Source organism: Streptomyces sp. NPDC002574 (assembly GCF_042889545.1).
In the GTDB taxonomy this organism is placed as follows: Bacteria; Actinomycetota; Actinomycetes; order Streptomycetales; family Streptomycetaceae; genus Actinacidiphila.
Genome location: NZ_JBIARB010000003.1, coordinates 651560 through 669727 on the forward strand (window position 1 = coordinate 651560; position 18168 = coordinate 669727).

Genomic DNA, 18168 nt, shown 5'->3' on the forward strand with positions numbered 1-18168 from the left:
GGGTGACGGATCGCGAAGCGCGGACGGGGGTCCGACCCTGGACGGCCGCGTCGATGCCACCCCAAACCACCCACCGCCGGACGAGGGGGACAACTCCAGGTGAGCACGGTCTCAGCAACCGGATTCTGCAGAGTCACGGTGGCGGCGCCCAACAGCCGGATCGACGTGGCACTCCCGGAGGACGTGCCGCTCTCCGACATCTATCCGGAGATCCTGCGCCTGTCGGGCCAGACCCCGGAAGAAGCCGCACCCACCGGCTACAACTTGGTCCGCAGGGACGGGAGGGTGCTCGACGACACCCTCTCCCTGACCGAACAGCGCGTGCACGACGGCGAGTTGCTGCTTCTGCGTCCGTTCGCCGACTCGCTGCCGCCCGCCGTCTTCGACGACGTGGTCGACGCGGTCGCCGCCGCCGTCCAGACCGACCGGCGCAGCTGGAACGACACGTTGATGCGCGGTGTGGGCCTGACCGCCGGTGTCGCACTTCTCGCCCTCATGGCCTTCGTGCTGTGGTTCTCCGAGCCGGTCAAGCACGACATGCACGGCCTGCCCGGCGTCCTCGCCGGCGCCGCGGGCCTGGTGCTGGTCGCGCTGGCGGGCGTGCGCGCGCGGGTGTACGACGACCGGCACTCCGCCGTCGCCCTGGGCCTGTCCTCGCTGCCGCTGCTGCTGGTCGCGGGCTCCGGCGTGATGGGCGTCGACAAGGGCGAGGGCCCGGGCCGGTTGCACTTCCTCATCGGCTGCGTCGTGGTGCTGGCCGCGTCGGTGCTGCTCGTGCTGCTGCTGCCGCAGGGCGACGCCCCGTTCGTCGCGGCGTCCTTCACCGCCGGCGTCGGCACCCTCGCCACCTTCGTGGCGATCCTCACCGAGGCCGCGCCGCGCGAGGCCGCCGCCGTCACCGCCGTCGTCATGATCGCCGTCGTCGGGTTCCTGCCCGGCTGGTCGGCCCGCTTCGCGCGGCTGCCGATCGGCTTCCGCTCGCCCGACCAGGTCGCGACCCGGCACCGCGGTGACGCCGAGCGGCAGGGCGAGGAGGAGCCGGTCGACTTCGAGCGGATCACCAACCAGGCCCGTCGCGGCCACGAGCTGCTGCTCGGCCTGGTCGCCGGATGCGCCGCCGCGATCGTCGGCTCCGCCGGCGTCGTGCTGGGCTTCTCCGACAACGGCTGGGCGCAGCTGCTCGCCCTGGTCATGGGCCTGGCGACGCTGATGCGCGCCCGGCTGTTCCGCTACACCTCACAGGTCGTGACGCTGATGGTGGCCGGCGTCGTCACGGTCGGCCTGCTCGTCATCGGGCTCGCACTCAACCTGCCGACGGGCATCCTCACCGACCTGCTGCAGGGCAACCACTCCTCGCTCGACATCCGCACCGTGTGGCTGTCGGCCGCGGTGGCCCTGGGCGCCGCCCTCCTGGTCGCGATCGCGCTGGTGGTCCCGAGCAAGGGCGTCACCCCCTTCTGGGGCCGGATGCTGGACCTGGCCGAGGCCACGGTCCTGCTCTCGCTGATCCCGATCTGCCTCGCCGTCCTCGACCTGTACGCCGAGGCCCGCGGTATGACGAGCGGCTGAGGGCGCCCCTGCGCTCACGCCGTTCACGGGTGGTGCCCGCCACCCCGGACCCGGACATCGCACCGGGCCCGGGGTGGTACTCTGTGTAACCGATGCGTCTGCCCCCGTGCGGCGCGTCCCGCCTTACGAGTCATCGCAGATTCCCCTGTGACACAGACCAGGGGCGCTCGAAGGCACCGACACACTAGGAGACCGTATGTCGCTCGACGTCGCGACGAAGAAGCAGATCATCGCCGAGTTCGGCACCAAGGAGGGCGACACCGGCTCCCCCGAGGTCCAGGTTGCGCTGCTCTCGCGCCGCATCTCGGACCTGACCGAGCACCTCAAGACCCACAAGCACGACCACCACTCCCGTCGTGGTCTGCTGATCCTGGTCGGCCAGCGCCGCCGCCTGCTGCAGTACCTGGCCAAGAAGGACATCCAGCGCTTCCGTGCGCTCGTCGACCGCCTCGGCATCCGCCGCGGCGCGGCCGGCGCCCGCTGAGACGCCGTAGAGGGAGCGGTTCCCGTCCGGGAGCCGCTCCCTTGGCGTACGTGGGGAACCGCGCTGGGCGCGAGACCGGGACCGAAGCTTTGTAGGCTGGTCCCATACACAACGCCATAGAGCATGCGGAGGGAGCGTCCTCCTAAACGCCACCAGAGCCGGTCCTCGGTAGTGGCCCCCGGGCAGCACGTACGTCCCGGTGGCTTCGATCGAAGACCGGCCCGGCGGGACGCCCCTCCACCGACGGCCACCGGGAAGACGCCCGGCGGCACGAAAGAGGAGAATCCCCATAGTGGAGAACGAGACCCACTACGCCGAAGCCGTGATCGACAACGGCAGCTTCGGCACCCGTACGATCCGCTTCGAGACGGGCCGTCTGGCCCGTCAGGCCGCCGGCTCGGCCGTGGCCTACCTGGACGACGACACCATGGTGCTGTCGGCCACCACCGCCTCGAAGCACCCGAAGGACCAGCTCGACTTCTTCCCCCTCACGGTGGACGTCGAGGAGCGCATGTACGCGGCCGGGCGGATCCCCGGTTCCTTCTTCCGTCGTGAGGGCCGTCCCTCCGAGGACGCGATCCTCACCTGCCGCCTGATCGACCGCCCGCTGCGCCCGTCCTTCAAGAAGGGCCTGCGCAACGAGATCCAGGTCGTGGCGACGATCATGGCGCTCAACCCCGACCACCTCTACGACGTGGTCGCCATCAACGCCGCCTCCTGCTCCACGCAGCTGGCCGGCCTGCCGTTCTCCGGCCCGATCGGCGGCGTCCGCGTCGCGCTGATCCGCGGCCAGTGGGTCGCCTTCCCGACCCACAGCGAGCTGGAGGACGCCGTCTTCGACATGGTCGTCGCCGGTCGCACCCTCGAGGACGGCGATGTCGCGATCATGATGGTGGAGGCCGAGGCCACCACCCAGACGATCAAGCTGGTCGAGGGCGGCGCCGAGGCGCCGACCGAGGAGGTCGTCGCGGCCGGCCTGGACGCCTCCAAGCCGTTCATCAAGGTGCTGTGCAAGGCGCAGGCCGACCTGGCCGCCAAGGCCGCCAAGGAGACCGCCGAGTTCCCGATCTTCCTGGACTACCAGGACGACGTGTTCGAGGCGCTCGAGTCGGCCGTCGCGGACGAGCTCAAGCAGGCGCTGACCATCGCCGGCAAGCAGGCCCGTGAGGCCGAGCTCGACCGTGTGAAGGCGCTCGCCGCCGAGAAGCTGCTGCCGCAGTTCGAGGGCCGCGAGAAGGAGATCTCCGCCGCCTACCGCTCGCTGACCAAGAAGCTGGTCCGCGCGCGCGTCATCAAGGACAAGGTCCGCATCGACGGCCGCGGTGTCACCGACATCCGCACCCTGGCCGCCGAGGTCGAGGCCATCCCGCGTGTGCACGGCTCGGCGCTGTTCGAGCGCGGCGAGACCCAGATCCTGGGTGTCACCACGCTGAACATGCTGCGCATGGAGCAGCAGCTGGACACGCTGGCGCCCGAGACGCGCAAGCGCTACATGCACAACTACAACTTCCCGCCGTACTCCACCGGCGAGACCGGCCGCGTCGGCTCCCCGAAGCGCCGCGAGATCGGCCACGGCGCGCTCGCCGAGCGCGCTCTGCTGCCGGTCCTGCCGACCCGCGAGGAGTTCCCCTACGCGATCCGCCAGGTCTCCGAGGCGCTGGGCTCCAACGGCTCCACGTCGATGGGCTCGGTCTGCGCCTCCACCATGTCGCTGCTGAACGCCGGTGTGCCGCTGAAGGCCCCCGTCGCCGGTATCGCCATGGGCCTGATCTCCCAGGAGATCGAGGGCGAGACCCACTACGTCACCCTCACCGACATCCTCGGTGCGGAGGACGCCTTCGGTGACATGGACTTCAAGGTCGCCGGCACCAAGCAGTTCGTCACGGCGCTGCAGCTGGACACCAAGCTCGACGGCATCCCGGCGTCGGTCCTGGCCGCGGCCCTCAAGCAGGCCCGCGACGCCCGACTGCACATCCTCGACGTGATGATGGAGGCGATCGACACTCCGGACGAGATGTCGCCGAACGCCCCGCGCATCATCACCGTCAAGATCCCGGTGGACAAGATCGGTGAGGTCATCGGCCCCAAGGGCAAGATGATCAACCAGATCCAGGAGGACACCGGCGCCGAGATCACGATCGAGGACGACGGCACCATCTACATCGGTGCCGCCGACGGCCCGTCCGCCGAGGCCGCCCGCACCGTGATCAACGGCATCGCCAACCCGACGATGCCCGAGGTCGGCGAGCGGTACCTGGGCACGGTCGTGAAGACCACCACCTTCGGTGCCTTCGTCTCCCTGCTCCCGGGCAAGGACGGCCTGCTGCACATCTCGCAGATCCGCAAGCTGGCCGGCGGCAAGCGCGTGGAGAACGTCGAGGACGTCCTCCCCGTGGGCACCAAGGTCCAGGTCGAGATCGCCGAGATCGACCAGCGCGGCAAGCTCTCGCTGATCCCCGTCGTCGAAGGGGAAGAGAACGAGTCCGGCGCTGACGGTGCCGACGACAAGTCCGAGGACGCGTCCGAGCAGTGACCGACCGCTCCACTCGTGTGACGGCCCGCCCCTCCACCAAGGGGCGGGCCGTCCGCACGCAGACCCTGCTCCCCGGCCTCGACGGCATCGGCACCGTACGTCGCAGCATCCTGCCCGGGGGGCTGCGCGTCGTCACCGAGACGCTGCCCACGGTGCGTTCGGCGACCTTCGGGATCTGGGCCGCCGTCGGCTCCCGCGACGAGACGCCGGCCCTGAACGGCGCCACGCACTACCTGGAGCACCTGCTCTTCAAGGGCACGGCACGGCGCAGCGCGCTGGAGATCTCCTCCGCGATCGACGCGGTCGGCGGTGAGATGAACGCCTTCACCGCCAAGGAGTACACGTGCTACTACGCGCGTGTCCTCGACACCGATCTGCCGCTCGCCATCGACGTGGTCGCCGACATGCTGACCGGCTCGCTCATCCGCCAGGAGGACATCGACGCCGAACGCGGCGTCGTCCTGGAGGAGATCGCGATGACCGAGGACGACCCCGGCGACCAGGTGCACGACCTGTTCGCCACCGCGCTGCTGGGGGACTCCCCGCTGGGCCGCCCGGTGCTCGGCACCGTCGAGACCATCAACGCCCTCACCCGCGACCAGGTGCACCGCTTCTACCGGAAGCACTACGACCCCACCCGGCTCGTCGTCGCCGCGGCCGGCAACATCGACCACGACGCCGTCGTCCGGCAGGTGCGCCGGGCCTTCGAGGACGCGGGCGCGCTCCGCGACCCCGAGGCCGTGCCCCGGCCGCCGCGCGGCGGCAGCAAGACCCTGCGCAGCCAGGGCCGGGTCGAGGTGCTGGAACGGCGCACCGAGCAGGCCCACGTGGTGCTCGGCATGCCCGGCCTGTCCCGGCACGACGACCGGCGCTGGGCCATGGGCGTGCTCAACACGGCGCTCGGCGGCGGCATGAGCTCGCGGCTGTTCCAGGAGGTCCGCGAGAAGCGCGGCCTCGCCTACAGCGTGTACTCCTACACCTCGTCCTTCGCCGACAGCGGCCTGTTCGGGGTGTACGCCGGCTGCCAGCCGCGCCGGGTGCCAGAGGTGCTGAAGATCTGCCGCGAGGAACTCCACAAGGTCGCGGAGAACGGCCTCGACGACGAGGAACTGCGGCGCGCCGTCGGCCAGTTCTCCGGCTCGACCGTGCTCAGCCTGGAGGACACCGGCGCCCTGATGAACCGCATCGGCAAGAGCGAACTGTGCTGGGGCGAGCAGATGTCGGTGGACGCCACCTTGGAGAGGATCGCCGCGGTGACCCCCGAGGAGGTCCGTGCGGTCGCCCGGGACGTGCTCGGGCAGCGGCCCTCGCTGGCCGTCATAGGCCCGCTCAAGGACAAGCAGGTGGCCCGCCTGCACGATTGCGTGGTCTGAGCGGCCAGTCGTACCCAGCCCCTACCAGCCCCTACCGACCGAAGGACAGGAACGATGAGCACAATCCGCGTGGGTGTGATCGGGGCCCGTGGCCGCATGGGCACGGAGGCGGTCAAGGCCGTGGAGGCCGCCGGGGACATGGAGCTGGTCGCCGCCATCGGCCGCGAGGACAAGCTGGAGGCGCTGGCCGAGAACGGGGCGCAGGTCGCGATCGAACTGACCGCGCCCGGCTCGGTCATGGGCAATCTCGACTTCTGCCTGCGGCACGGCATCCACGCCGTCGTCGGCACCACCGGCTGGACCGACGAACGCCTGGACACCCTGCGCGGCTGGCTCGGCGCCGCCTCCGGCACGGGAGTGCTCATCGCCCCCAACTTCGGTATCGGCGCGGTGCTGACGATGCGCTTCGCACGCCAGGCCGCCCGTTTCTTCGAGTCCGCGGAGATCGTCGAACTGCACCATCCCGACAAGGTCGACGCCCCGAGCGGCACGGCCGCCCGCACCGCCCAGCTGATCGCCGACGCCCGCCGCGAGGCGGGGCTCGGCGCGCAGCCGGACGCCACCGCGACCGCCCTGGACGGGGCGCGCGGCGCCGACGTGGAGGGGGTCCCGGTGCACTCGGTGCGGCTGCGCGGGCTCGTCGCCCACCAGGAGGTCCTCTTCGGCGACGCCGGCGAGGTCCTCACCATCCGCCACGACTCCATGAACCGCGCCTCCTTCATGCCGGGCGTCCTGCTCGGCGTGCGGCGGGTCGTCTCCACGCCGGGGCTCACCTTCGGCCTGGAGCACTTCATGGACCTGGACTGAGAGTCCGCCACCGAGAGTCAGAGACCGAGAGCCGGATCGCCCATCATGCGCGCAAAGATCACCTACTTCGTCACCGCCGCCGTCCTCGTCGTCTACTTCGCCCTGGTCGGCGCCCGCGGCGTGTGGCTGATCCAGGACGGCCGCCCGGTCACGGTCGTCCTTGGCCTGGCGGTCCTCGTCCTGCCGCTGATCGGCGTATGGTTCCTGGTCCGCACGACCCGGTTCGCGCGCGACGCGGGCCGGCTGGCCCGGGAGCTGGAGGCCGAGGGCGGCCTGCCGGAGGACGAGTTGGTGCGCACCCCCAGCGGGCGGATCGACCGATCCTCGGCGGACGCGGTGTTCGCCCGGCGCAAGGCGGAGACGGAGGCGGCGCCGGAGGACTGGCGCACCTGGTTCCGGCTCGCCGTCGCCTACCACGACGCCCGTGACACCCCGCGGGCCCGCAAGGCGATGCAGCGCGCGATCTCGCTGCGCGGCCGCGCGCCGCAGACGTGACGGGCTCTGAGGGCGGACCGGTCCGTCAGCCCGGCAGCACCGTGGTGCCACCGCCGGTGGGGCCACCGGCCAGGGCGTGCAGCAGCGCGTGCGGGGCGCGGCCGTCCAGGACCCGGGCGGAGCCGACCCCCGCCCGGACCGCCAGCAGGCAGCCGCGCATCTTCGGGCCCATGCCGCCGCCGAGCGACGGCAGCATCGTCTCCAGCTCGTCGGCGGTGAGCCGGTCCACCACCCGCTCGCGGCGCGGCCAGTCCGCGTACAGCCCCGGCACGTCGGTGAGGACGACCAGGGAGTCGGCACCGAGGGCTGCGGCGATGGCGCCCGCGGCCGTGTCGGCGTTGACGTTGTAGGGCTGGCCGTCGGTGCCGCGGCCGATGGGGGAGACCACCGGGATGTGGCCGTGGTCCAAGAGCACGTCCACGGCACCGGTGTTGACCTCGGTCACGTCCCCGACCAGCCCGATGTCCACGAGTTCGCCGTCGACCTCGGCGTAGCGGCGCACCGCCGTCAGCGTGTGCGCGTCCTCGCCGGTGAGCCCGACCGCGTACGGGCCGTGCCGGTTGAGCAGACCGACGAGTTCGCGCTGGACCTTGCCCGCCAGCACCATCCGCACGACGTCCAGCGTCTCCGGTGTGGTGACCCGCAGTCCGGCCAGGAAACGGGCCTGCACGCCCATGCGCTCCAGATGCGCGCTGATCTGCGGGCCGCCGCCGTGCACGACGACCGGCCGCACCCCGGCACGCCGCAGCCGCACCACGTCGTCGGCGAAGGCGGCCAGCAGCGCGTCGTCCGTCATGGCGTGGCCGCCGTACTTGACCACCACCGTGCGTCCGCGCAGGAGTTCCAGCGCGGGAACCGGCGAGGCGGAGGTGAGGAGGGCGGTCACGGACGGGCCGGACGGTCGTCGCGGGGGAACGCGTCGGAATGGGGGCCGGACGGTCCGTGCACCAGTCGCTCCAGGTCCTCGTCGGGGTCGGCTCGTCCGGGCGCCGTCGCCAGGGCGTCGGGCGGGCCGGGCCGGAACGTAACAGGCTCAGGGAAACGCGCGATGACCGCCGGCTGTCCGTCCGGCCCCGGCGGCACGTGTCGTGGATGTCACACCGCCGCGGCACGCCGGGCGGCGGGCACGACCAGCGGGGTGCCGGTCTCCGGGTCGTCGATCACCCGGCAGCGCAGCCGGAAGACGTCCTGCACCAGCGTCTCGGTCACCACCCGGGCGGGCGGGCCCTCCGCGACGACCCGGCCGTCGCGCATCGCGATCAGGTGGGTGGCGTACCGCGCCGCGTGGTTGAGGTCGTGCAGGACGGCCACGACGGTGCGGCCCTCCTCGTGCAGCCGGGCGCACAGGTCGAGCACCTCGATCTGGTGGGTGATGTCGAGGTACGTCGTCGGCTCGTCGAGCAGCAGCAGCGGCGTCTGCTGCGCCAGGGCCATCGCGATCCACACGCGCTGCCGCTGACCGCCGGACAGTTCGTCCACGGGGCGCTCGGACAGCTCCGCCACGCCGGTCGCGTCCATCGACTCGTTCACCACCCGCTCGTCCTCACGCGACCACTGCCGCAGCAGGCCCTGGTGCGGGTAACGGCCGCGGGCCACCAGATCGGCGACCGTGATGCCCTCCGGCGCCACGGACGTCTGCGGCAGCAGACCGAGGGTCCGGGCCACCTGCTTGGCGGGCAGCGTGCCGATGTCCCGCCCGTCCAGCAGGACCGTGCCGCGGGCCGGCTTCAGCGTCCGCGACAGGGCGCGCAGCAGAGTGGACTTGCCGCAGGCGTTCGGCCCGACGATCACCGTGAAGGAGGCGTCCGGTACCGCCACGGTCAGGTTCTCCGCGACGGTCCGCCGCTCGTACGCCAGCGTGAGGTCCTCGCCGCTGAGCCTGCTGGTGGTGCGCACCTCGGTGCCGTCCTTCGTGTGGTGTGCCGTCGTGGTCGTCATATCCGCCCCGCCTTGCGTTCCGTCGCGAGCAGCCACACGAGATAGCCGCCGCCGAGCACACCCGTCACCACGCCCACGGGCAACTGCCGCCCGGGGAGGACCGATTGCGCCGCCCAGTCGGCCGCCACCATCAGCGCCGCGCCCGTGAACAGCGACGGGAGCAGATTGGGCCCGGGCGCACGGGTCAGCCGCCGGGCCAGTTGCGGTGCCGTCAGTGCGACGAAGGCCACGGGCCCCGCCGCGGCCGCCGCGAAGGAGGCCAGCAGCACCGCGGCCGCCAGCAGCACCAGGCGGACGCGTTCGACGCGCACACCGAGCCCGGCCGCCGCGTCGTCGCCCATCTCCATCATCCGCAGCCCCCGGCCGCAGCCGAGAAGCACCACGGGCACCAGCACCGCCATCACCAGCAGCAGCGGTACCGCCTCCGGCCAGCCGCGCCCGTCGAGGCTGCCGGTCATCCACAGCACCGCCCGCGCCGCGTCCATCAACTGGCCCTTGGTCAGCAGGTAGCCGTTGACGCCCGTCAGGATCGCGGCCACGCCGATGCCGACCAGCACCAGCCGGTGACCGTGCACGCCCTGCCGCCAGGCCAGCGCGTAGACCAGGACGCCGGTGACGATTCCGCCGGTCACCGCGCCCATGGCGAGCGCGAGGCTGCCGCCGCCGGTGACCACGACCACCAGCGCGCCGGTCGTCGCGCCCTGGGTGAAGCCGAGCACGTCCGGGCTGCCCAGCGGGTTGCGGACGACGGACTGGAAGACCGCGCCCGCGAGCCCGAGTGCTCCGCCCGCGAGCAACGCGGTCACCACGCGCGGCAGCCGCAGTTCGTTGACGATGAAGGCGTCGGCGGGCGCGCCCTGTCCGGCGAGGGTGCGCAGCACGTCGGCGGGCGGGACGGGGAAGTCGCCGGTGCCGATGGTCAGTACGCCGACGGCCAGCGCGACCAGTACGCACAGCGCACACACCAGCGCCGCGCGCGGCCGCAGGCGGACCGACCAGGCTCCGTAGCGCAGGACGCTCATGCGGTGGCCACCTTCCGCCGGCGCACGAAGTACAGGAAGAAGGGCCCGCCGACGACGGCCGTGACGACGCCGACCTGGAGTTCGGAGGGCCGGGCGAGCACCCGCCCGAGCACGTCCGCGCCGAGCAGTACGACCGGCGCGAGCACCGCGCAGTACGGCAGCATCCAGCGCTGGTCGGGCCCGGTCAGGGCGCGCACCAGGTGCGGCACCATCAGCCCGACGAAGACCAGCGGCCCGCAGGCCGCGGTCGCCGCCCCGCACAGCAGGGTGACCGCGACGATGACGGCGGCCCGGGTGCGCTCGGGGCGGGCGCCCAGCGCGCGCGCCGCATCGTCGCCGAGGGTCAGGGCGTTGAGCGGGCGGCCCAGGACGAGGGCCAGCAGCAGCCCGGCGACGACGAAGGGCGCGAGCGCGGTGACGGTGCGGGTCTCGGCGCTCGCCAGTGAACCCACCGTCCAAAAGCGCATCCGCTCCAGGGCGGCGGAGTCCAGCAGCACGACGGCGTTGACGAAGGAGAACAGCGCCGCGTTCACGGCGGTTCCGGCCAGCGCGAGCCGCGCGGGAGTGGCCCCGCGCCCGCCGCCGACCGCGTACACCAGCACCGACACCACGGCCGCGCCCGCGAACGCGAACCACACATAGCCGGCGAAGGTGGTCACGCCGAGGAAGGCGATGGCCGACACGACCGCCGCGGAGGCGCCCGCATTGATGCCCAACAGCCCCGGATCCGCCAGCGGGTTGCGGGTCAGCGCCTGCATCAGCGCGCCCGCGACACCCAGCGCCGTGCCGGCGAGCAGCCCGAGCAGGGTGCGCGGCAGCCGCATCCCGTGGACGACGGTGTACGTGTCCGAGCCGTTGTCGGTGAGCCCCTGCCAGACCTCCTGCGGGGACACGGCCCGGGCGCCGACCGCGATGCTCACGGTGAGCACGACGAGCAGGAGCAGCAGCGCGGCGAGCAGTCCGGCGGCCCGTGGCAGCAGCCGCCCGGGGGCGGGCGGCGGCCCGTTCTCCGGGGCGGCCGGCCCGACCGGTGGACTCCCCCCGATGGCAGGGGAGTTGGTGAGGTTCACGTACGGCCTTTCGAATACCGGCTGGTGGGGGCCGGTGTGACGACGGGGTCAAAGGTAAGGTTAGGGTAACCTAAGTTCGGCCCTCGGCCGATGTCAGTCCCCCCGTTCCCGAAAGTGAGGCACCACCATGCCCCTCGCCGAAGACCCCCGCCTGAGCCGCCGCGGCCTGCTTGCCGCAGGAGGCGTCCTGGGCGTCGGCGCTCTCCTGACCGCCTGCGGCACCGGCGGCGGCGACAAGGCATCCGCCAAGGCGAGCACCGAGAGCGGCCCGTGGTCCTTCACCGACGACCGCAGGAAGAAGGTCACCGCCCGGACCACCCCGCAGCGCATCGTCGCCTTCACCGGCACCGCCGCGGCCCTGGTCGACCTCGGCCTCGGCAAGCGGATAGCCGGTGTCTTCGGCGAGACCAGGAAGGCCGACGGCACCGCAGAGAAGCAGGCCGGCGACCTCGACATCGCCAAGGTCGGCATTCTCGGCAACGTCTGGGGCGAGTTCAGCGTCGAGAAGTACGCGGCCCTGCGACCCGAACTCCTCGTGACGCACATGTACGACCCCGGCGCCCTCTGGTACGTGCCGGACGAGAGCAAGGACAAGATCCTCAAGCTGGCGCCGAGCGTCGCCGTCACCACCGGCCGCGTCCCGCTGACCGAGCCGATCCGGCGCTACGCCGAACTCGCCGAGTCCCTGGGCGCCGACCTCAAGGCGCCCAGGGTCACCGAGGCCAAGGCCCGTTTCGAGAAGGCCGCCGAGACCCTGCGCTCCGCCGCCAAGGCCGCCGGAGGCATCAAGGTCCTCGCCGCCTCCGGCGCCGCCGACCTCCTCTATGTCTCCAACCCCGGGGTCAGCAGCGACCTGATGTACTTCACGTCGCTCGGCGTGGACGTCATCGTCCCCGAGAAGACCGACGGCGGCGACTACTACGAGAGCCTGAGCTGGGAGAACGCGGACAAGTACGACGCGGACCTGATCCTGCTCGACAGCCGCGGCACCGCGCTGCAGCCCAAGGCCCTCCAGTCCAAGCCCTCCTGGAAGAAGCTCCCCGCCGTGAAGGCCGGCCAGGTGTTCCCCTGGGACGCCGTCCCGCGCTTCTCCTGGGCCGGCGCCGCGCCGCTGCTGGAGGACCTGGCCGCGGCCGTCCAGAAGGCCAGGAAGCTCACCTGACCCCGTTCCGCGTGGGCCCCGCGGCGCATCCGCGGGGCCCACGCGGAACGACGACGCCGTCCTGGACCAGGACGGCGTCGTCGCGCGTACGGTCCTCCGCGGACATCGCGCCTCAGCGCGGTCCTGCGGCCCAGGCCTCTATGGCGTCGGCCGCCTGGTCGAAGGCCTCCGTGCGGCCCAGGAAGTCCGCGTTGTGGTCGGTCAGCAGCGGGCGCAGCCGCTCGCCGCTCGCCTGGGTGACCACCAGCGCCTGGCCCTGCACCGTCCGCGGCATCGCGAGCCACTTCACCGGCTGCTGGACCGTACGGACCGAGGCCACCCGCTCCCACGGCAGCGTCACCGTGTGGAGCAGCCGGACCTGCCGGACCCCGCGGGCGCTCACCCAGAAACCCACGTGCAGCAGGCGCAGTACGACGACGATCACCAGCACGGCGCCGCCGGCCGTCCACGTCACCCCGGACCCGCTTCCGGCGAGCCCCATGACCACGGCGGCGAAGAGCATGTACGAGGCGAGCACCAGCAGCAGCGCCCCCGCGGCGACCCGCCAGGGACCCGGCCGGTACGGACGCGTCCACCGGTCCTCGGACCGGTGGGGGAGTGCGGCGTCGGCGTCGGCGAAGTGCTCGTCATGGCCGCTTTCCGCGGCGAGGAAGGGCAGAGACACACCGTGAGGCTATAGGGGAGTGTCGGACCGGGCCACCGCTGGTCGGCCACCGTCGGCCTTTGCGCCGCTTTGCGGCGCGTGCGGGTGTTGTCGGCGATGTCGCCGCTGCCCAATAGGGTGGTCGCCGTCCACAGCGCCAGAGGAAGGACGCCCGGTGACCGACACCTCCGCCGACGATTCCGCAGAGTCCGCAGAGTTCGCAGAGTCCGTGCAGTTCCGCGACGACGTGACCGTCGAGCTCGTCAAGCACAGTGCCTCGGACTCCGACGTCCTGTGGGCCGCTCGGGTCTCCACCGCCGGCGAGCAGTCCCTCGCGGAGATCAGCAAGGACCCCGAGCGCTCCAAGGGCCTGATCAACTACCTCATGCGGGACCGCCACGGCAGCCCCTTCGAGCACAACTCGATGACCTTCTTCGTGAGCGCCCCGATCTTCGTCTTCCGCGAGTTCATGCGCCACCGGGTCGGCTGGTGCCTCGCCGGCGACACGGAGATCACGCTGGAGAGCGAGGCCGGCACCCTCCGTCGCAGGAGCATCAGGGAACTGCACCGCCTGTGGCACCTGGGCGTCGAGGACCGGCTGCCGGCCTCCGCCGGCGGCGTCACCTGGCACTCCGCGGCGGGCCGCTGGCGGGCGGAGGTCCGACGGGGTGACGAGCGTCACTACCTCGGCCTGTACGAGAGCCGCGAGGCCGCCGAGAGCGCGGTGGTCGAGTTCCGCGAGCAGGAGCCGGGCACGCGGCTGCGCACGCTGGAATCGGTCCGCCGCAACCACGTGCGCTGCTACGACGAGGAGACGCTGCTGCCGGGGCGGGCCCGGATCACCGACGTGATGGAGTCGGGCGTCAAGCAACTCCTCAAGGTCACCACGTCGTCGGGCCGCGTGCTGCGCTGCTCCGTGGACCACGCCGTCCTGACGCCCGAGGGCTGGGCGAAGGCCGGCGAGCTGGCCGTGGGCGACGCCGTCATGGGCGCGGGCCCCGAGCGGGAGCCCTCGCGGCCGCCGGTGCCCCCGGGCCTGGCGCGCGGCATCGGCGTGTGGACCTCCCGGCAGCGCGAGCGCCTGATCGGCGAGACCGGCACATGCCACCTGTGCGCCCGCTCCCTCCCGCGCGCGGAACTGGCCCTGGACCACCGCGTCCCCGTCGCCGCGGACCTCGCCCTCGCCCTGGATGAGAGCAACCTGGTCCCCGTGTGCGAGGAGTGCCACACCCGCAGGAGCGGCGAGGAGCAGACGCGCGCCCAGGACGGCGCCGTGACCGGTACGGCCCTGCCCGACCCGATCGTCTCCATCGCGCAGGACGGCGAGGAGATGACCTACGACCTGTCGGTCGAGGGCCCGTGGCACAACTTCCTCGCCGACGGCATCGTCGTGCACAACTCCTACAACGAGGAGTCGGGCCGCTACCGCGAGTTGCAGCCGGTGTTCTACGTGCCCGGCGAGGACCGCAAGCTGGTGCAGCAGGGGCGGCCGGGGAAGTACGAGTTCGTGCACGGGTCCCCCGAGCAGCACAAGGCGGTCAGCGAGGCCATGGAGGCCTCCTACCGTCAGTCGTACGAGGCGTACCAGAACATGCTGGCCGCCGGTGTGGCCCGCGAGGTGGCCCGGGCGACCCTGCCGGTCGGCCTGTTCTCGTCGATGTACGCCACCTGCAACGCCCGCTCCCTGATGCACTTCCTGGGCCTGCGCACCCAGCACGAGCTGGCCAAGGTGCCGTCCTTCCCGCAGCGGGAGATCGAGATGGTCGGTGAGCGGATGGAAGCCGAATGGGCCAAGCTCATGCCGCTCACGCACAGTGCCTTCAACGCGAACGGCCGGATCGCACCGTAGCGGTACGCCACTCATCCGGAATGTTCCGATTGCCGGGTTTCCTGCAGTTCGTCTAGTCTGCAGAAACGGATTCCGGTGCTGCTTGAACCCCCGAGCAGGCAGCGCCGGAGTCCTCCTCGCAGGTCCCGAGGGGTCCTCCGGACACCGGCACCGAGTAGCGTTGGTCCCATGGCTCCGACCTCCACCCCGCAGACCCCCTTCGGGCGGGTCATGACCGCAATGGTCACGCCGTTCGCCGCGGACGGTGCTCTCGACCTCGACGGCGCGCAGCGGCTCGCCGCGCACCTGGTCGACGCAGGCAATGACGGCCTGGTCGTCAACGGCACCACCGGTGAGTCCCCGACCACCAGTGACGTGGAGAAAGAGCAGCTCGTCCGGGCCGTCCTGGAAGCGGTCGGGGACCGCGCCTTCGTGGTGGCAGGTGTCGGCACCAACGACACCCACCACACCGTCGAACTGGCCCGCCAGGCCGAGCGCGCCGGCGCGCACGGCCTGCTCGCGGTCACGCCGTACTACAACAAGCCCCCCCAGGAGGGCCTGTACCGGCACTTCACCACCGTCGCGGACGCCACCGGCCTGCCGGTCATGCTCTACGACATCCCCGGCCGCAGCGGCGTCCCGATCGAGACCGAGACCCTCGTCCGGCTCGCCGAGCACCCCCGGATCGTCGCCAACAAGGACGCCAAGGGCGACCTCGGCGCCGCGAGCTGGACGATCAGCCGCAGCGGCCTCGCCTGGTACTCCGGCGACGACATGCTCAACCTGCCGCTGCTGTCCGTCGGCGCCGTCGGCTTCGTCTCCGTGGTGGGACATCTGGTCACCCCTGAGCTCCGCGCCCTCCTGGAGGCGTATCTCTCCGGTGACGTCCACAAGGCGACCGAGATCCACCAGAAGCTGCTCCCCGTCTTCACCGGGATGTTCCGTGCCCAGGGCGTGATCACCACCAAGGCCGCCCTGGCCTGGCGGGGACTCCCGGCCGGACCGCTGCGACTGCCGCTCGTCGGCCTCGACGAGCTCGGCGAAGCGGCGACCGCACAGCTGAAGAAGGATCTGGCCGCCGGCGGGGTACAGCTGTAACCACAGACTTAAAAACTGAATACCGACCATGAGAAGTACCCGACAGAAGAAAGCACGATGTCACACGCGTCCCGTGCCCCCGGGGGATCCCTCCGGGGGATGCGGCGTGTGTGGTGAGGAGAGACTTTGAGCCATCCGCACCCTGAGCTCGGCCCACCCCCCGCGCTGCCCACGGGCGGCCTGCGGATCACCCCCCTCGGCGGTCTCGGTGAGATCGGCCGGAACATGACGGTCTTCGAGTACGCGGGACGCCTGCTGATCGTCGACTGCGGGGTGCTCTTCCCGGAGGAGGAGCAGCCCGGAGTTGACTTGATCCTGCCCGACTTCACGTCGATCCGGGACCGCCTGGACGACATCGTCGGCATCGTCCTGACCCACGGCCACGAGGACCACATCGGCGCCGTCCCCTTCCTCCTGCGGGAGAAGGACGACATCCCGCTGATCGGTTCCAAGCTGACCCTCGCCCTGATCGAGGCCAAGCTCGCCGAGCACCGCATCCGGCCGTACACCCTCGAGGTCGCCGAGGGGCAGCGCGAGCGCATCGGCCCCTTCGACTGCGAGTTCGTCGCCGTCAACCACTCCATCCCCGACGCACTGGCCGTCGCCATCCGGACCCCGGCCGGCATGGTCGTGCACACCGGCGACTTCAAGATGGACCAGCTGCCGCTCGACGGCCGCCTCACCGACCTGCACGCGTTCGCGCGGCTGTCGGAGGAGGGCATCGACCTGCTGCTGTCGGACTCCACCAACGCCGAGGTCCCCGGCTTCATCCCGCACGAGCGGGACATCCTGCCGGTGCTGAGGCAGGTCTTCGCCAAGGCCGAGAAGCGGATCATCGTGGCCAGCTTCGCCAGCCACGTGCACCGCATCCAGCAGGTCCTGGACGCGGCCCACGAACGCGGCCGCAAGGTCGCCTTCATCGGGCGCTCGATGGTCCGCAACATGGGCATCGCCCGTGACCTCGGCTACCTCCGGGTCCCGAACGGCCTCGTCGTCGACGTCAAGGCGCTCGACGACATCCCGGACGAGCGGGTCGTGCTGGTCTGCACCGGCTCCCAGGGCGAACCCATGGCCGCGCTCTCCCGCATGGCCAACCGGGACCACCAGATCCGCATCGTCGAGGGCGACACCGTGGTTCTGGCGTCCTCGCTCATCCCCGGCAACGAGACCGCGGTGTACCGCGTGATCAACGGCCTGACCCGCTGGGGCGCCCACGTCGTGCACAAGGGCAACGCCAAGGTGCACGTCTCCGGCCACGCGTCGGCGGGCGAGCTGTTGTACTTCTACAACATCTGCAAGCCGCGCAACCTCATGCCGGTCCACGGGGAATGGCGCCATCTGCGCGCCAACGCCGACCTCGGCGCGGCGACCGGCATTCCCAAGGAGCGCTGCGTCATCGCCGAGGACGGCGTGGTCGTCGACCTCGTGGACGGCGTCGCCAAGGTCGTCGGCAAGGTCCAGGCCGGTTACGTGTACGTCGACGGGCTCTCCGTCGGCGACGTCACCGAGAGTTCGCTCAAGGACCGCCGCATCCTCGGCGAGGAAGGCATCATCTCGGTCTTCGTCGTCGTGGACGCCAGCACCGGCAAGCTCGTGGGCGGTCCGTTCATCCAGGCCCGTGGCTCCGGTATCGACGACGACGCCTTCGGCGCGGTACTCCCCAAGGTCGAGGAGTCCCTCGCCCGCGCGGCGTCCGACGGTGTCGCCGAGGTGCGTCAACTGCAGCAGTTGATCCGCCGGTCCGTCGGGAAGTGGGTCTCCGACACCTACCGCCGGCGCCCGATGATCCTCCCTGTGGTCGTGGAGGTCTGACGCCCCACCAGGAGCGGGCCGCCCCGATTTGCATCGGGGCGGCCCGCTCCAGTACGTTGTCACAACCCCCGGGACGAAACATCGCGGAAACGTGTGTCCTCGTAATCCGGGTGGTAAATCCGACGGAAAGCATCTGCTAAAGTCGGGGAGCGGGAAAGCTGAAAGGCCGGAACGCAAAAGCAGGAAAGCATGAATCCCCACCGGCGGGAATCGGGCCCGAAAGAGTCTGATAAGCTGGTGACAACGAAGGGAAAGCCCGGAGGGGCCGGTGAAACGGTCTCGAAGGAAGCTTCCGTTCCTTGAGAACTCAACAGCGTGCCAAAAGTCAACGCCA

At 71.4% G+C, this 18168-nt stretch carries 14 protein-coding genes and 3 pseudogenes; 12 read left to right on the forward strand and 5 right to left on the reverse strand.

What is annotated here, in order from left to right:
- Nucleotides 1-99: 99 nt before the first annotated feature.
- From eccD to ACFYXS_RS09880, 6 genes are all read left to right on the forward strand, one after another.
- Nucleotides 100-1569, forward strand: coding sequence for a type VII secretion integral membrane protein EccD (eccD, locus tag ACFYXS_RS09855; RefSeq protein ID WP_389245759.1), 1470 nt, complete (start codon nucleotides 100-102; stop codon nucleotides 1567-1569).
- 196 nt (nucleotides 1570-1765) lie between these two features.
- Nucleotides 1766-2053 (forward strand): 30S ribosomal protein S15, encoded by a 288-nt coding sequence (gene rpsO / locus ACFYXS_RS09860; protein ID WP_018562610.1) that lies wholly within the window; start codon nucleotides 1766-1768, stop codon nucleotides 2051-2053.
- Between the two features lie 292 nt (nucleotides 2054-2345).
- The gene (locus ACFYXS_RS09865) at nucleotides 2346-4586 is read left to right on the forward strand and encodes a polyribonucleotide nucleotidyltransferase (RefSeq protein WP_389245762.1); all 2241 of its coding nucleotides are present in this window, start codon (nucleotides 2346-2348) and stop codon (nucleotides 4584-4586) included.
- Nucleotides 4583-5959 (forward strand): M16 family metallopeptidase, encoded by a 1377-nt coding sequence (locus ACFYXS_RS09870; protein ID WP_389245764.1) that lies wholly within the window; start codon nucleotides 4583-4585, stop codon nucleotides 5957-5959. The genes ACFYXS_RS09865 and ACFYXS_RS09870 overlap by 4 nt, the downstream gene beginning before the upstream one ends.
- Before the next feature lie 54 nt (nucleotides 5960-6013).
- Nucleotides 6014-6766, forward strand: coding sequence for a 4-hydroxy-tetrahydrodipicolinate reductase (gene dapB, locus ACFYXS_RS09875; RefSeq protein ID WP_389245766.1), 753 nt, complete (start codon nucleotides 6014-6016; stop codon nucleotides 6764-6766).
- 45 nt (nucleotides 6767-6811) lie between these two features.
- Nucleotides 6812-7261 carry a hypothetical protein gene (locus ACFYXS_RS09880; RefSeq protein WP_389245768.1) on the forward strand — a complete coding sequence of 150 codons (450 nt, stop codon included), beginning with the start codon at nucleotides 6812-6814 and terminating at the stop codon, nucleotides 7259-7261.
- 25 nt (nucleotides 7262-7286) lie between these two features.
- Here ACFYXS_RS09880 and argB read toward each other — a convergent pair whose 3' ends face one another.
- From argB to ACFYXS_RS09900, 4 genes are all read right to left on the reverse strand, one after another.
- Nucleotides 7287-8147, reverse strand: coding sequence for an acetylglutamate kinase (argB, locus tag ACFYXS_RS09885; RefSeq protein ID WP_389245770.1), 861 nt, complete (start codon nucleotides 8145-8147; stop codon nucleotides 7287-7289).
- Between the two features lie 209 nt (nucleotides 8148-8356).
- Nucleotides 8357-9199 (reverse strand): ABC transporter ATP-binding protein, encoded by an 843-nt coding sequence (locus ACFYXS_RS09890; RefSeq protein ID WP_389245772.1) that lies wholly within the window; start codon nucleotides 9197-9199, stop codon nucleotides 8357-8359.
- Entirely contained in the window at nucleotides 9196-10221 is a 1026-nt protein-coding gene (locus tag ACFYXS_RS09895) for a FecCD family ABC transporter permease (protein WP_389245774.1), read from the reverse strand. The genes ACFYXS_RS09890 and ACFYXS_RS09895 overlap by 4 nt, the downstream gene beginning before the upstream one ends.
- Nucleotides 10218-11291, reverse strand: coding sequence for a FecCD family ABC transporter permease (locus ACFYXS_RS09900; protein WP_389245776.1), 1074 nt, complete (start codon nucleotides 11289-11291; stop codon nucleotides 10218-10220). Before ACFYXS_RS09900 ends, ACFYXS_RS09895 begins: the two co-directional genes overlap by 4 nt.
- Before the next feature lie 127 nt (nucleotides 11292-11418).
- Between ACFYXS_RS09900 and ACFYXS_RS09905 the strand changes: the two genes are divergently transcribed.
- On the forward strand, nucleotides 11419-12453 hold the full coding sequence (locus ACFYXS_RS09905; protein WP_389245778.1) for an ABC transporter substrate-binding protein: 1035 nt from the start codon (nucleotides 11419-11421) through the stop codon (nucleotides 12451-12453).
- Nucleotides 12454-12565: 112 nt separating this feature from the next.
- Here ACFYXS_RS09905 and ACFYXS_RS09910 read toward each other — a convergent pair whose 3' ends face one another.
- Nucleotides 12566-13117 carry a hypothetical protein gene (locus ACFYXS_RS09910; RefSeq protein WP_389245780.1) on the reverse strand — a complete coding sequence of 184 codons (552 nt, stop codon included), beginning with the start codon at nucleotides 13115-13117 and terminating at the stop codon, nucleotides 12566-12568.
- Nucleotides 13118-13271: 154 nt separating this feature from the next.
- Here ACFYXS_RS09910 and ACFYXS_RS09915 point away from each other — a divergent pair.
- The 5 genes and pseudogenes from ACFYXS_RS09915 to ACFYXS_RS09935 all read left to right on the forward strand — a co-directional run.
- Nucleotides 13272-13586, forward strand: a pseudogene (locus ACFYXS_RS09915) (FAD-dependent thymidylate synthase); the annotation flags it as partial.
- Nucleotides 13566-14492: pseudogene (locus ACFYXS_RS09920) on the forward strand (HNH endonuclease); the annotation flags it as partial. The pseudogenes ACFYXS_RS09915 and ACFYXS_RS09920, both read left to right, overlap by 21 nt.
- Before the next feature lie 3 nt (nucleotides 14493-14495).
- Nucleotides 14496-14945, forward strand: a pseudogene (gene thyX, locus ACFYXS_RS09925) (FAD-dependent thymidylate synthase); the annotation flags it as partial.
- Between the two features lie 168 nt (nucleotides 14946-15113).
- Nucleotides 15114-16022, forward strand: a complete 909-nt coding sequence (gene dapA, locus ACFYXS_RS09930) for a 4-hydroxy-tetrahydrodipicolinate synthase (RefSeq protein WP_389245782.1) — start codon at nucleotides 15114-15116, stop codon at nucleotides 16020-16022.
- 126 nt (nucleotides 16023-16148) lie between these two features.
- Nucleotides 16149-17834: a ribonuclease J gene (locus ACFYXS_RS09935; protein ID WP_389245784.1), complete on the forward strand. Its 1686-nt coding sequence runs from the start codon at nucleotides 16149-16151 to the stop codon at nucleotides 17832-17834.
- The last annotated feature ends 334 nt before the right edge of the window (nucleotides 17835-18168 follow it).

Bases quoted from the DNA above. Each gene is read 5' to 3' on its own strand.
- rpsO (WP_018562610.1), top strand. From the start codon at position 1,766: ATGTCGCTCGACGTCGCGACGAAGAAGCAGATCATCGCCGAGTTCGGC.
- dapB (WP_389245766.1), top strand. From the start codon at position 6,014: ATGAGCACAATCCGCGTGGGTGTGATCGGGGCCCGTGGCCGCATGGGC.
- ACFYXS_RS09880 (WP_389245768.1), top strand. From the start codon at position 6,812: ATGCGCGCAAAGATCACCTACTTCGTCACCGCCGCCGTCCTCGTCGTC.
- ACFYXS_RS09890 (WP_389245772.1), bottom strand. From the start codon at position 9,199: ATGACGACCACGACGGCACACCACACGAAGGACGGCACCGAGGTGCGC.
- ACFYXS_RS09895 (WP_389245774.1), bottom strand. From the start codon at position 10,221: ATGAGCGTCCTGCGCTACGGAGCCTGGTCGGTCCGCCTGCGGCCGCGC.
- ACFYXS_RS09905 (WP_389245778.1), top strand. From the start codon at position 11,419: ATGCCCCTCGCCGAAGACCCCCGCCTGAGCCGCCGCGGCCTGCTTGCC.
- dapA (WP_389245782.1), top strand. From the start codon at position 15,114: ATGGCTCCGACCTCCACCCCGCAGACCCCCTTCGGGCGGGTCATGACC.